12 protein-coding genes are annotated in these 13,280 nt (G+C 71.3%); 9 read left to right on the top strand and 3 right to left on the bottom strand.

Annotated elements, in window-relative coordinates:
- Window positions 1–225: 225 nt before the first annotated feature.
- The 7 genes from ccrA to pssA all read left to right on the top strand — a co-directional run bounded on the left by ccrA (window position 226) and on the right by pssA (window position 8,039).
- On the top strand, window positions 226–1,563 hold the full coding sequence (ccrA, locus tag AB0N63_RS01805) for a crotonyl-CoA carboxylase/reductase (RefSeq protein WP_365522915.1): 1,338 nt from the start codon (window positions 226–228) through the stop codon (window positions 1,561–1,563).
- Between the two features lie 16 nt (window positions 1,564–1,579).
- Window positions 1,580–3,628 (top strand): protein meaA, encoded by a 2,049-nt coding sequence (locus tag AB0N63_RS01800; protein WP_365522664.1) that lies wholly within the window; start codon window positions 1,580–1,582, stop codon window positions 3,626–3,628.
- The gene (locus AB0N63_RS01795; RefSeq protein WP_365522661.1) at window positions 3,625–4,644 is read left to right on the top strand and encodes a CoA ester lyase; all 1,020 of its coding nucleotides are present in this window, start codon (window positions 3,625–3,627) and stop codon (window positions 4,642–4,644) included. Before AB0N63_RS01800 ends, AB0N63_RS01795 begins: the two co-directional genes overlap by 4 nt.
- Window positions 4,645–4,649: 5 nt before the next feature.
- Window positions 4,650–5,162, top strand: coding sequence for a MaoC family dehydratase (locus tag AB0N63_RS01790; protein WP_365522658.1), 513 nt, complete (start codon window positions 4,650–4,652; stop codon window positions 5,160–5,162).
- Window positions 5,163–5,164: 2 nt separating this feature from the next.
- Window positions 5,165–6,370, top strand: coding sequence for an acyl-CoA dehydrogenase family protein (locus AB0N63_RS01785; protein WP_365522655.1), 1,206 nt, complete (start codon window positions 5,165–5,167; stop codon window positions 6,368–6,370).
- Between the two features lie 171 nt (window positions 6,371–6,541).
- The gene (locus tag AB0N63_RS01780; RefSeq protein WP_365522653.1) at window positions 6,542–7,198 is read left to right on the top strand and encodes a phosphatidylserine decarboxylase; all 657 of its coding nucleotides are present in this window, start codon (window positions 6,542–6,544) and stop codon (window positions 7,196–7,198) included.
- A 22-nt stretch (window positions 7,199–7,220) separates the two neighbouring features.
- Window positions 7,221–8,039: a CDP-diacylglycerol--serine O-phosphatidyltransferase gene (pssA, locus tag AB0N63_RS01775; RefSeq protein ID WP_365522912.1), complete on the top strand. Its 819-nt coding sequence runs from the start codon at window positions 7,221–7,223 to the stop codon at window positions 8,037–8,039.
- A 341-nt stretch (window positions 8,040–8,380) separates the two neighbouring features.
- Here the strand turns inward: pssA and AB0N63_RS01770 are convergent, their stop codons facing one another.
- Complete coding sequence (locus tag AB0N63_RS01770; protein ID WP_365522909.1) at window positions 8,381–9,499, bottom strand: glycerate kinase; 1,119 nt, start codon at window positions 9,497–9,499, stop codon at window positions 8,381–8,383.
- A 206-nt stretch (window positions 9,500–9,705) separates the two neighbouring features.
- On the opposite strand from AB0N63_RS01770, the gene AB0N63_RS01765 reads away from it, so the two are divergent.
- Window positions 9,706–10,206 carry an NUDIX hydrolase gene (locus AB0N63_RS01765; protein WP_365522650.1) on the top strand — a complete coding sequence of 167 codons (501 nt, stop codon included), beginning with the start codon at window positions 9,706–9,708 and terminating at the stop codon, window positions 10,204–10,206.
- 380 nt (window positions 10,207–10,586) lie between these two features.
- The gene (locus tag AB0N63_RS01760) at window positions 10,587–11,021 is read left to right on the top strand and encodes a hypothetical protein (protein ID WP_365522648.1); all 435 of its coding nucleotides are present in this window, start codon (window positions 10,587–10,589) and stop codon (window positions 11,019–11,021) included.
- A 27-nt stretch (window positions 11,022–11,048) separates the two neighbouring features.
- On the opposite strand, the gene AB0N63_RS01755 is transcribed toward AB0N63_RS01760, so the two are convergent.
- Window positions 11,049–11,534: a methylated-DNA--[protein]-cysteine S-methyltransferase gene (locus tag AB0N63_RS01755; RefSeq protein WP_365522645.1), complete on the bottom strand. Its 486-nt coding sequence runs from the start codon at window positions 11,532–11,534 to the stop codon at window positions 11,049–11,051.
- 9 nt (window positions 11,535–11,543) lie between these two features.
- A complete protein-coding gene (locus tag AB0N63_RS01750) occupies window positions 11,544–13,085 on the bottom strand; it encodes an AlkA N-terminal domain-containing protein (RefSeq protein WP_365522643.1) in 1,542 nt (513 codons plus the stop codon).
- Between the last annotated feature and the right edge of the window lie 195 nt (window positions 13,086–13,280).

Raw genomic sequence — 13,280 nt, 5'->3', positions numbered from 1 at the left:
CGAGCGGCCGGAGTGCGGTGAACCGCACGCACGCCGGCTGTCCCGGCAGACCGATGGCCTGCCCGCCCGGACGCCTGCGTCACAGGCACCCTCCCGCGCCACAAAGCGCTGCCACGCACCACCGAGCCGAACCGACGGCGCCCCTCCCGAAACACCCAGCAGCACCGACGTACCCCTCAGCGCCCCTCCCTCAGGGCGCTCATCGCCGGAGGCAACACCGTGACCGTGAAGGACATCCTGGACGCGATCCAGTCGAAGGACGCCACGTCCGCCGACTTCGCCGCTCTGCCGCTCCCCGAGTCGTACCGCGCGATCACCGTGCACAAGGACGAGACGGAGATGTTCGCGGGCCTGGACACCCGCGACAAGGACCCGCGCAAGTCGCTGCACCTGGACGAGGTGCCGCTGCCCGAACTCGGCCCGGGCGAGGCCCTGGTGGCCGTCATGGCCTCCTCGGTCAACTACAACTCCGTGTGGACCTCGATCTTCGAGCCGCTGTCCACGTTCGGCTTCCTGGAGCGCTACGGCCGCACCAACGAGCTGGCCAAGCGGCACGACCTGCCGTACCACATCATCGGCTCCGACCTCGCGGGCGTCGTCCTGCGCACCGGCCCGGGCGTCAACGCCTGGAAGCCCGGCGACGAGGTCGTCGCCCACTGTCTGTCCGTCGAGCTGGAGTCGTCCGACGGCCACAACGACACCATGCTCGACCCCGAGCAGCGCATCTGGGGCTTCGAGACGAACTTCGGCGGCCTCGCCGAGATCGCGCTCGTCAAGTCCAACCAGCTGATGCCGAAGCCGGACCACCTCAGCTGGGAGGAGGCCGCGGCGCCGGGCCTGGTCAACTCCACCGCCTACCGCCAGCTCGTCTCGCGCAACGGCGCCGGCATGAAGCAGGGCGACAACGTCCTGATCTGGGGCGCCAGCGGCGGCCTCGGCTCCTACGCCACCCAGTTCGCGCTGGCCGGCGGCGCCAACCCGATCTGCGTGGTCAGCAGCCCGCAGAAGGCGGAGATCTGCCGGTCGATGGGCGCCGAGGCGATCATCGACCGCAACGCCGAGGGCTACCGGTTCTGGAAGGACGAGAAGACCCAGGACCCCAAGGAGTGGAAGCGCTTCGGCAAGCGCATCCGCGAGCTGACCGGCGGCGAGGACATCGACATCGTCTTCGAGCACCCCGGCCGCGAGACCTTCGGCGCCTCCGTCTACGTCACCCGTAAGGGCGGCACCATCACCACCTGCGCCTCCACCTCGGGCTACATGCACGAGTACGACAACCGCTACCTGTGGATGTCGCTGAAGCGGATCATCGGCTCGCACTTCGCGAACTACCGCGAGGCCTGGGAGGCCAACCGCCTCATCGCCAAGGGCAAGATCCACCCCACCCTGTCCAAGGTGTACTCCCTGGAGGACACCGGCCAGGCCGCCCACGACGTGCACCGCAACGTCCACCAGGGCAAGGTCGGCGTGCTGTGCCTGGCGCCCGAGGAGGGGCTGGGCGTGCGCGACGAGGAGATGCGCGCCGAGCACATCGACGCCATCAACCGCTTCCGGAACATCTGAGACACCGAGGTCATCCATGACTGAGCGTCAGCCTGCCGGGGACCGGCGGGAGAAGGACCGGCCGTGGCTCATGCGCACGTACGCCGGTCACTCCACGGCCGAGGCGTCCAACGAGCTGTACCGGCGCAACCTCGCCAAGGGCCAGACGGGTCTGTCGGTGGCGTTCGACCTGCCGACGCAGACCGGCTACGACTCCGACCACGTCCTCGCCCGCGGCGAGGTCGGCCGGGTCGGCGTGCCGATCGGGCACCTGGGCGACATGCGCCGGCTGTTCCAGGACATCCCCCTGGAGCAGATGAACACCTCGATGACGATCAACGCCACCGCCATGTGGCTGCTGGCGCTCTACCAGGTCGTCGCCGAGGAGCAGGGCGCGGACATCACCAGGCTCCAGGGCACGACCCAGAACGACATCGTCAAGGAGTACCTCTCGCGCGGGACACACGTGTTCCCACCCGGGCCGTCGCTCCGGCTGACGACGGACATGATCGCGTACACGGTCTCCCACATCCCGAAGTGGAACCCGATCAACATCTGCAGCTACCACCTGCAGGAGGCCGGGGCCACGCCGGTGCAGGAGATCGCGTACGCGATGTCCACCGCGATCGCCGTCCTGGACGCCGTGCGCGACTCGGGCCAGGTGCCCGAGGAGCGCATGGGCGACGTGGTCGCGCGGATCTCCTTCTTCGTGAACGCGGGCGTCCGCTTCGTCGAGGAGATGTGCAAGATGCGGGCGTTCGGCCGCATCTGGGACGAGATCACCCGCGAGCGGTACGGCATCGAGAACCCCAAGCACCGCCGCTTCCGCTACGGCGTCCAGGTCAACTCCCTCGGCCTGACCGAGGCGCAGCCGGAGAACAACGTCCAGCGGATCGTGCTGGAGATGCTGGCCGTCACCCTCTCCAAGGACGCCCGCGCGCGGGCCGTGCAGCTGCCCGCCTGGAACGAGGCCCTCGGCCTGCCCCGCCCCTGGGACCAGCAGTGGTCCCTGCGCATCCAGCAGGTGCTCGCCTACGAGAGCGACCTGCTGGAGTACGACGACATCTTCGAGGGCTCGAAGGTGATCGAGGCGAAGGTGGCCGGCCTGGTCGAGGAGGTGCTCGCCGAGATCGACCACATCCAGGAGCTGGGCGGCGCGATGGCCGCCGTGGAGTCCGGCTACCTCAAGTCCCAGCTGGTCGCCTCGCACGCCGAGCGCCGGGCCCGGATCGAGTCGGGCCAGGAGAAGATCGTCGGCGTCAACATCTTCGAGGGCACCGAGCCCAACCCGCTCACGGCCGACCTGGACACCGCGATCCAGACGGTCGACCCGGCGGTCGAGGCACGGGTGATCGCCGAGCTCCAGAACTGGCGCGACACCCGCTACCAGCCGCCCTTCAACCACCCGCGCCCCTGCAAGGCGCTGGAGCGGCTGAAGGAGGCCGCCAAGGGCACCGAGAACCTGATGGAGGCCACCCTGGAGTGCGCCCGCGCGGGTGTCACGACCGGCGAGTGGGCCGGGGCACTGCGCGAGGTGTTCGGCGAGTTCCGGGCGCCGACCGGGGTGTCCTCGGCTCCGGTGGCGATCACCGCCGAGGCGGGCTCGGCCCTGTCGGAGGTGCGCCGCAAGGTGGAACTGACGGCTCAGGACCTGGGCGTGGGCAAGCTGCGCTTCCTGGTCGGCAAGCCGGGACTGGACGGCCACTCCAACGGCGCCGAGCAGATCGCCGTGCGGGCCCGCGACGCCGGCTTCGAGGTGGTCTACCAGGGCATCCGGCTCACCCCGGAGCAGATCGTGGACGCCGCCCTGGCCGAGGACGTGCACGCGGTGGGCCTGTCCATCCTGTCCGGCTCGCACGCGCAGCTGGTGCCGGACGTGCTGGAGCGGCTGCGTGTGGCCGGTGCCACAGATATTCCGGTGATCGCCGGTGGCATCATCCCGAACGGTGACGCCGAAGACCTGCGGGCCGCCGGCGTGGCCGCCGTCTTCACCCCGAAGGACTTCGACATCACCGGCATCATCGGCGCGATCGTCGACGAGATCCGGAAAGCGAACAAGCTCGACCCCCTGGAGGTCCCCGCATGACCGCCCGCCCGTCTCCCGCCACCGCCGCTTCGGCGAGCGGCTCCGCCGCGCACCTTCCTCCCGTGAACCGCCTGCGCCCGCGGCGCTCGTGTCTGGCGGTCCCCGGCAGCAACCCGCGCTTCCTGGAGAAGGCGCAGGGCCTGCCCGCCGACCAGGTCTTCCTGGACCTCGAGGACGCCTGCGCGCCGCTGGCCAAGCCCGAGGCGCGGCACACCATCGTCAAGTTCCTCAACGAGGGCGACTGGACGGGCAAGACCAGGGTCGTGCGCGTCAACGACTGGACGACCGAGTGGACCTACCGGGACGTCGTCACGGTGGTCGAGGGGGCCGGCCCGAACCTCGACTGCATCATGCTGCCGAAGGTGCAGAACGCCCAGCAGGTCGTCGCGCTGGACCTTCTGCTCACCCAGATCGAGAAGACCATGGGCTTCGAGGTCGGCCGGATCGGCATCGAGGCGCAGATCGAGAACGCCCAGGGCCTCAACAACGTCAACGAGATCGCGCAGGCCTCCCCGCGCATCGAGACGATCATCTTCGGCCCGGCCGACTTCATGGCGTCGATCAACATGAAGTCGCTGGTCGTGGGCGAGCAGCCGCCCGGCTACCCGGCGGACGCCTACCACTACATCCTGATGAAGATCCTCATGGCCGCCCGCGCCAACGACCTCCAGGCGATCGACGGCCCGTACCTCCAGATCCGCAACGTCGACGGCTTCCGCGAGGTGGCCGGCCGTGCCGCCGCGCTCGGCTTCGACGGCAAGTGGGTGCTGCACCCCGGCCAGGTGGACGCGGCCAACGAGGTGTTCTCGCCCTCCCAGGAGGACTACGACCACGCCGAGCTGATCCTGGACGCGTACGAGTACTGCACGTCCGAGGCGGGTGGCAAGAAGGGCTCGGCGATGCTCGGCGACGAGATGATCGACGAGGCCAGCCGCAAGATGGCGCTGGTCATCGCGGGCAAGGGGCGGGCGGCCGGCATGCGCCGCACGTCGAAGTTCGAGATCCCGGAGGCCTGAGCGCGATGCAGTTCGGACGCACCTACGAGGAGTTCGAGGTCGGGGCCGTCTACAAGCACTGGCCCGGGAAGACGGTCACGGAGTACGACGACCACCTCTTCTGTCTGCTCACCATGAACCACCACCCGCTCCACATGGACGTGAACTACGCCGAGTCGACGACCGACTTCGGCAAGAACGTCGTCGTGGGCAACTACATCTACTCCCTGCTGCTCGGCATGTCCGTCCCGGACGTCTCCGGCAAGGCGATCGCCAACCTGGAGATCGAGTCGCTCAGGCACGTGGCGCCGACCTTCCACGGCGACACGGTTTACGGCGAGACGACCGTGCTGGACAAGTGGCCGTCCAAGTCGAAGAGCGACCGCGGCATCGTGCACGTCGAGACCAAGGGCTACAAGCAGGACGGCACTCTCGTGTGCGTCTTCCGCCGCAAGGTGATGGTGCCGACCGAGACGTACATCAAGGAGCGCGGCGGCGAGCAGCCCGGCCGGCCCGAGCTGAAGGAACAGGGGAAGTAGAGATGAGCCGTCTCGCCCAGACCCACGGCCTCACGGACGTCCAGCAGGAGATCCTCTCCACCGTCCGCGACTTCGTGGACAAGGAGATCATCCCGGTCGCGACCGAGCTGGAGCACCGCGACGAGTACCCGCAAGCGATCGTGGACGGCCTGAAGGAGCTCGGCCTCTTCGGCCTGATGATCCCCGAGGAGTACGGGGGCCTGGGCGAGTCGCTGCTGACGTACGCGCTGTGCGTGGAGGAGATCGCCCGCGGCTGGATGTCGGTGTCCGGGATCATCAACACCCACTTCATCGTCGCGTACATGCTCAAGCAGCACGGCACACAGGAGCAGAAGGACCACTTCCTGCCGAGGATGGCGGCCGGCGACATCCGGGGCGCCTTCTCCATGTCGGAGCCGGCGCTCGGCTCGGACGTGTCGGCCATCTCCTCCAAGGCGGTCAAGGACGGCGACGAGTACGTCCTGACCGGCCAGAAGATGTGGCTGACCAACGGCGGCACCTCGTCGCTCGTCGCGGTCCTGGTCCGGAGTGACGAAGGTCACCCGGAGGGCACCGCGCCGCACAAGTCCATGACGACCTTCCTGGTGGAGAAGGAGCCCGGCTTCGGCGAGGTCCGGCCCGGCCTCACCATCCCCGGGAAGATCGACAAGATGGGCTACAAGGGCGTCGACACCACCGAGCTCATCATGGACGGCCTGCGCGTTCCCGCGGACCGGGTGCTCGGCGGGGTCACCGGCCGGGGCTTCTACCAGATGATGGACGGCGTCGAGGTCGGCCGGGTGAACGTGGCGGCCCGTGGCTGCGGTGTCGCGCAGCGTGCCTTCGAGCTGGGCGTGCAGTACGCCCAGCAGCGCAGCACCTTCGGCAAGCCGATCGCCCAGCATCAGGCCATTCAGTTCAAACTGGCCGAAATGGCCACCAAGGTCGAGGCCGCGCATGCCATGATGGTGAACGCGGCCCGCAAGAAGGACTCCGGGCAGCGCAACGACCTCGAGGCCGGTATGGCCAAGTACCTGGCCTCGGAGTACTGCAAGGAGGTCGTGGAGGACGCCTTCCGTATCCACGGCGGATACGGCTTCTCCAAGGAGTACGAGATCGAGCGCCTCTACCGCGAGGCGCCGATGCTGCTCATCGGTGAAGGTACCGCCGAGATCCAGAAAATGATCATCGGCCGCAGGCTGCTCGAAGAGTATCGGTTCCAAGGCTGATTGTCCGCGTACGGGGTGTTTTCGCCGAGAAGAAGATCACACCCCGTCAGCGGTTACCAGCCGCCGACTCGGCTTCCCGGCTTACCCAGTTGTGGCCCTTAACCGCTACGATCGCGGAAAGCCGCCGTCCCCCGTCGAACAGCGCGGCATCATCCGCTACGAAGGTCATCCATGCCCCACAGCCAAACCTCTGCACCTCGCGACAGCCTCGCCGGCGTACGCCTCGCGCGCGGAGCATCGCCGTGGCTTCTGCCGACCGTCGCCACCGCAGCCGTCAGCCTCGTCCGCGCCCGCCGCTCGGGTGTGGCCAAGGCCGTCGCCGTCCCCGCCACCGCGCTCGCGGCGGGGATGCTGTGGTTCTTCCGCGACCCCGAGCGCGAGATCACCCAGGGCCGGGTCGTCTCGCCCGCCGACGGAGTGGTGCAGAGCATCATGCCGTGGAAGGACGGCCGCACCCGCGTCGCCATCTTCATGAGCCCGCTGAACGTCCACGTGAACCGCGCCCCGCTCGCCGGCACGGTCGCCTCGGTCGAGCACATCCCCGGTGGGTTCGTTCCGGCGTTCAACAAGGAGAGCGAGAACAACGAGCGGGTGGTCTGGCACTTCGACACCGAGCTCGGTGACATCGAGATGATCCAGATCGCCGGCGCCGTGGCCCGCCGCATCGTCCCGTACATCCCGTCGGGCACCAAGGTCGAGCAGGGCGAGCGGGTCGGCCTGATCCGTTTCGGCTCGCGGGTGGACCTCTATCTGCCCGAGGGCGTGGAGGTCGCCGTCGAGGTCGGTCAGAAGACCGTGGCTGGGGTGACTCGCATTGACCGTGATTGATCCAGACACCCAGGCCGGCTGGGTGCCCGAGGCCGACGAGCTGGACGACGAGGAGGAGATGCCTCTCTCGCTCCGGCTGTCGATAGCGGACACCCTCACGCTGGGCAACGCGACCTGCGGCTTCATGGCCGTGTACTTCACCACCACCGGCATCCTGATCCCGCACCTCACCGGGAGCCAGGAGAACGGCATGGCCCGCCACAGCGCCGCCACGGCGGTCATCCTGATGCTGTGCGCGGCCGTCTTCGACCTGTTCGACGGACTGGTGGCCCGCAAGCTGCGCTCCTCCCCCATGGGCGCGGAGCTGGACAACCTCTCCGACCTGATCAGCTTCGGTCTGGCCCCGGCGTACTTCGTCCTCGTCTACGGCATGGTCGCCGACGACGCGCACCAGAGGGTGGCCGCTCTCGGGGCGATCGTGGTGCTGCTGGCGGTGGTGCTGCGGCTCGCGAGATTCTCCTGCGTGACGCTGAAGGACGGCATGTTCCAGGGGATGCCCTCGCCCTTCGGGGCGCTGACGGTGGTCTCCATCGTGCTGCTGGAGCTGCCCTTCGTCGCGACGCTGCTGGCGATCCTCGGCACGGCGTGGCTGATGGTGAGCCGCGTGGAGTACCCCAAGCCGCGGGGCCGGCTCGCCGTGGCGATGCTGTCCTGGATCGTGCTGTCGATGGGGCTGCTGGCCGCGTGGGCGTTCGACGCCCCCAGCGGGCAGCTGCTCCTGCAGACCGGCTGTGCGCTCCAGCTGGTCATGGGTGCGGTGATTCCGTTGTTCGCCACGGCACGCCGGGTGAACAACTTCCGCGACAACCGTCGCGAGGCGCGGGCGGCGCAGCTGCCGTGACGCTCCGCTCGTGACGCACACCCCGTACAGACAGAAGGGCCCCGGACCGGTTCGGTCCGGGGCCCTTCTGTCTGTACGGGGTGTGCGGGGCGGAGGTGAGGCAGGCACGGGGGCGGCGTACGGGGTCGGTGTACGGCACAGGCCGGGTGGCCGTCCCCGGACCCCCGGCCTGTGCGCACCCACCACCCGACTCGGTGACCGGACGGCTCAGGCCGGCCATCCAGCCCGTCCGGCGTCCGAGGACGAGGCCGTTCAGACCGACAGCAGGGAGCTGGGGGCGACGGCCCCCAGGGGACGGGACGGGCGGGGGCGACGAGGCGAACTCCCCCGCCGTCACCTCCTCAGCCCAGGAAGTCCCGGGCGATCTGTTCCGCGACGCGTTCCAGGATGGGGCCCGCGTCCGCGATGCACTTCGCCACGTCCGGCTCGACGGCCGTGAGCGGATACGCCCGTCGGATCCCGGCCCGCCCCACCGCCTCCGCCGGCAGCGCCAGCCGCCCGCACACCGCGACGACCTCCTTGCCCGCCGCCCGCGCGGCAGCGGCCACCCCGGCCGGTGCCTTGCCGTGCAGGGTCTGCTCGTCCAGCGACCCCTCCCCGGTGATCACCAGCGAGGCCCGCTCCAGCGCCGGCGCGAAACCGAGCACGTCCAGCATCACGTCGATCCCGGCGCGGAACCGCGCCCCGACGATCAGCGCGCCGTACCCGATGCCGCCCGCCGCGCCGGCCCCGGCCGAGGCGGCGTACTCGGCGGCCTTCGGCCCGATCTCCTCCTCCAGCACCTTCGCGTAGTGCGCGAGCGCGGCGTCCAGCGCCGCCACGTCATCCGGCGAGGCCCCCTTCTGCGGCCCGTACACCGCGGGCGCGCCCTTCGGCCCGGTCAGCGGATTGTCCACGTCGCTGGCGAGCACGAACTCGACCGAGGCGAGCCGCTCGTCCAGTCCGGACAGATCGGCGCTCGCGAGCTGTGCCAGTCCTCCGCCGCCCGGCGGGACGGGCTCTCCGGACGCGGTGCGCAACCGCGCCCCGAGCGCCGCCAGCATGCCCGCGCCGCCGTCCGTGGTCGCGCTGCCGCCGACACCGAACACGATCGTCCGCGCGCCCGCGTCCAGCGCGGCCCGCAGCAGCTGTCCGGAGCCGTACGTCGAGGCGGTGAGCGGCGCGAAGACCCCGGCGGGCAGCCGCTGCAACCCGCTGGCCTCGGCCATCTCCACCACCGCCGTGTCGCCGCGCAGCGCGAACGCGGCCGTCACCTCGTCACCGAGGGGACCGGCGACCCGTACCTCCCGGCGCTCGAACCCGGCGGCGACCGCCGCGTCCACCGTGCCGTCGCCGCCGTCGGCGACCGGCAGGGCCTCCACCTCCAGGTCCGGCACGACCCGGCGCAGCCCGGCCGTCACCCGCTCGGCGACCTGCACGGCCGTCAGCGAGCCCTTGAACTTGTCCGCGGCAATCAGCACCCCACGGGTGCCGTGCACTGCAGCGTCCGCCACCTTGCGTTCCCCTTGCTCTCCGGGCCCCGCACACGGGGGCCAGTCGCGCCGCTGCGACCATAACCGGCGACCGCCCCCGCCGTCATGCCCCGCCCGCCCCCTGAGAAGCACGGACAGCGCGCGGGCCGGCAGGAGCGGGTGGGACAGGGGGTGCGGCTGGTTACCCTTCCAGGATGAGCACTCCAGACATCCCGGACTACGCCACGTACATCGCGGGCCTGCCCCGTGTCCTCTCCGCTGCCGCCGCCCTCTTCCGCGACGAGCGGGGGCGGGTGCTGCTGGTGGAACCGAACTACCGGGAGGGATGGGCGCTGCCGGGCGGCACGATCGAGTCCGACACGGACGAGACCCCGCGCCAGGGCGCGCGCCGCGAGACCCTGGAGGAGATCGGCCTCGACCGCGAGCTGGGCCGCCTGCTCGCCGTGGACTGGGTGCCCGGCACCGGTCGGCCGCCGCTGGTGGCGTACCTCTTCGACGGCGGCGTGCTGTCCGAGGAGGAACTGAAGGCGATCCGGCTCCAGGAGGAGGAGCTGCTGTCCTGGCGCCTGGTCGGCCGCGACGACCTCGCCGCCCACCTGCCGGGCGCCACCGGCCGTCGCGTCCTGGCCGCCCTGGAGGTTCTCACCGAGGGCTGCGGCGCGGCGGAACTGGAGAACGGCCACCGCGCCGGCTGACCGACCGGCGCGGCGTCGGGCCGCCCGCTGGCGGGGCTCCACCTCGCGCAACGCCTCGTCCCGCGCGGCGGTCCCGGCCTCCGTACGATGCCCCCGCGCGCGGGGGCATCGCGGACGGCCGGCTCGACAGCGTCCCGGAGCTGCCCGCACCGGCGAGCGCCATGGCCTCGACGGCGAGATCGGCGTCGAGCGAGACAAGGACCCCGGCCGTGCCCGGGACGCCGGCACCGGACAAGCCGTCCCGAGCCCGGTTCCGCGCACCTGGCCGCCCCGCCCGGTCGCGGCCGCGGGGAATCGCGGTCAGGCTGGCAGATGAGCGTGGTTCGCCTCGCGCAGAGCCGTGTGCCACGGCGGGCGCGCAGGACAGGAGGGCGAAGACCATGGCAACGACTTCCGGCAGGACGCGCCCGGAGCGGGGCGGACCCGGCAGCGGCGAGACGATCGACAGCGCGGCCCTGTTCGCCGGGGCGGCGCTCATGCTGAGCGGCCCGCTCAGCATCCTCCTGGGTGTCACCGGCATCGCGCGGGACACCCTGTTCTCCCCGCCCGGTTACGTGTACCGGTTCGACCTGACCTCCTGGGGCTGGCTCCATCTCGCGATCGGGCTGGCGCTGGTCGTCGCCGGCATGGGCATCCTGGCCGGCCGGAGCTGGGGCCGGGGGGCCGGGATCGCGGTGGCGGGGGTCAGCCTGATCACCCAGTTCATGTTCATCCCGTACTACCCGGTGTGGTCCATCGTCGTGATGGTCCTGGACCTGGTGATCGTGTGGGCCCTGGCCAGGGGTTCCGCCCCCGGGGCGGCCGGGGGCCGGTGAGCGGCGCCGCCCGGACGGGGCGGCCTGCTAGAAGAGGGCAGACCCCGTCTCCAGGTCCAGCAGGCGCTGCTTGCGGGGCAGCCCGCCGCCGTAGCCGGTGAGGCCGCCGTCGGCGCCGAGCACGCGGTGGCAGGGGACGATGATGCCGATGGGGTTGCGGCCGTTGGCGAGGCCGACGGCACGTGAGGCGCCCGGCGCGCCGAGGGCGGTGGCCAGTTCGCCGTACGAGCGGGTCTCGCCGTAGGGGATGCGGCGCAGCTGCTCCCAGACCCGGCGCTGGAACGGGGTGCCGGTCAGGCGGAGTTCGAGGGTGAACTCCCTCAGCTCGCCCGCGAAGTAGGCCTTCAGCTGTTCCTCGGCCGCGTGGAAGGCGGCCGTGCCGACAGGGCGGCCGAAGGTCTCCTGCGGGGGCCGGTGGCGCTGGTCGGTCATGTAGAGGCCGCACAGGACCCCGTCGTCGGCGACGAGGGTGAGCGGGCCGTAGGGGCTGTCGATGACGGTGTGCTGCTTCATGGTGCGTCCTCAGACGGGCAGGAAGTTGATCGGATGGCTGTCGGTGGCCCACAGGTACTGCACGGCGTAGGCGCGCCAGGGCTGCCAGACCGCCGCGCGCGCGGTGAGGGCGGCGGGCGTCGCGGGCAGGCCGAGTCCGGCCGCCGCGCGCCGGACGCCGAGGTCGGTGGGGAGGAAGGCGTCGGGGTCGCCGAGAGCGCGCATGGCGATGACGTCGACCGTCCAAGGGCCGAAGCCGGGCAGCGCCAGCAGCCGGGCGCGGGTCTCCTGCCAGTCGCTCTCCACGCCCAGGTGGATGCCGCCGTCGGCCAGTTCGCGGACGAGGGTGGTGAACGTGGTGCGCCGGGTGCGGGGCATCGCCAGCGCCTCGGGGTCGAGCGCGGCCAGCGCCTCCGGGGCGGGGAAGAGGTGCGTGAGGCCGCCCTCGGGGTCGTCCACCGGTTCGCCGTGGGCGGTGACCAGGCGGGCCGCGTGGGTGCGGGCGGCGGCCGTGGAGACCTGCTGGCCGAGTACGGCCCGTACGGCGAACTCGGCCTCGTCCACCGTGCGCGGTACGCGTCTGCCGGGGGCCTTGTCGACCAGTGGGGCGAGGACGGGGTCGGTGCGCAGCTGGTCGTCGATGGCGACCGGGTCGGCGTCCAGGTCGAGCAGGCGGCGGCAGCGGCTGATGGCCACGGGCAGGTCGCGCAGGTCGGCGAGGGTGAGCCGGCAGGCCACGTGGTCCGGCCTCGGGGTAAGCGCGGCGACGCCGGGTCCGTGGGGCAGGCGCAGGGTCCGCCGGTACGCCCCGTCGCGCCATTCCTCGACGCCGGGGACGGCGGTGGCCGCGAGGTGGCCGAAGAGGTTGTCTGGGTTGAGGGGAGCGCGGAAGGGGAGACGCAGGGAGATGGTGCCGGGGGCGGCGGCTCGGGGCGAGCCGGGAGCGGCGGCTCGGCGTCGGGGGTCTGAGGTGGCGGGCCGGTCGGTGCCCGTGGGCCGGGGTGCGCGGGTGCGCAGTTCGCTGGGTGACAGGGCGAAGACCTCGCGCACCGTGTCGTTGAAGGAGCGGATGGAGGAGAAGCCGGCGGCGAAGGCGATCTCCGCCATCGGCAGGGCGGTGGTCTCGATCAGCAACCGGGCGGTCTGGGCGCGCTGCGCGCGGGCGAGCGCGAGGGGCCCGGCGCCGAGTTCGGCGAGGAGCTGGCGTTCGATCTGGCGGGTGCTGTAGCCGAGGCGCGCGGCGAGGCCGGGGACGCCGGCGCGGTCCACGAGGCCGTCGGCGATCAGGCGCATGGCGCGGGCCACGAGGTCGGCGCGGTGGTTCCACTCCGGGGAGCCGGGGCTGGTGTCGGGTCGGCAGCGCTTGCAGGCCCGGAACCCGGCCTGCTGGCAGGCGGCGGCGCTGGGGTGGAAGACCATGTTCTCCGGCTTGGGCGGCACCGCGGGGCAGCTCGGCCGACAGTAGATGCCGGTGGTCAGGACGGCGGTGAAGAACCAGCCGTCGAAGCGGGCGTCCTTGGACCGGACGGCGCGTACGCAGCGGTCCCGGTCGGTGTGCATCCCGTTCTGCATGCGTCCAGCATCGGGCACCGGCGGGGCCTCGGGCTGGCGGGAATCCGACATGGACGTGGTGTGCCCTGGAGTGCCGCGAATCGCCACGCCGTCGCGATCGGGCGGGCGCGGCGTCGTCAGGATCACAACGGGTCCGGCCGCCCGGGCGGCAACCGAGGCCCTCGTTTTCGCATCCTGCAACGTGCCGGGATTCGC

This window comes from Streptomyces sp. NPDC093260 (genome assembly GCF_040683715.1).
Lineage (GTDB): Bacteria > Actinomycetota > Actinomycetes > Streptomycetales > Streptomycetaceae > Streptomyces > Streptomyces sennicomposti.
Note: the sequence above shows the minus strand (reverse complement) of the source record. Positions and strands in the feature narration are given on the sequence as shown.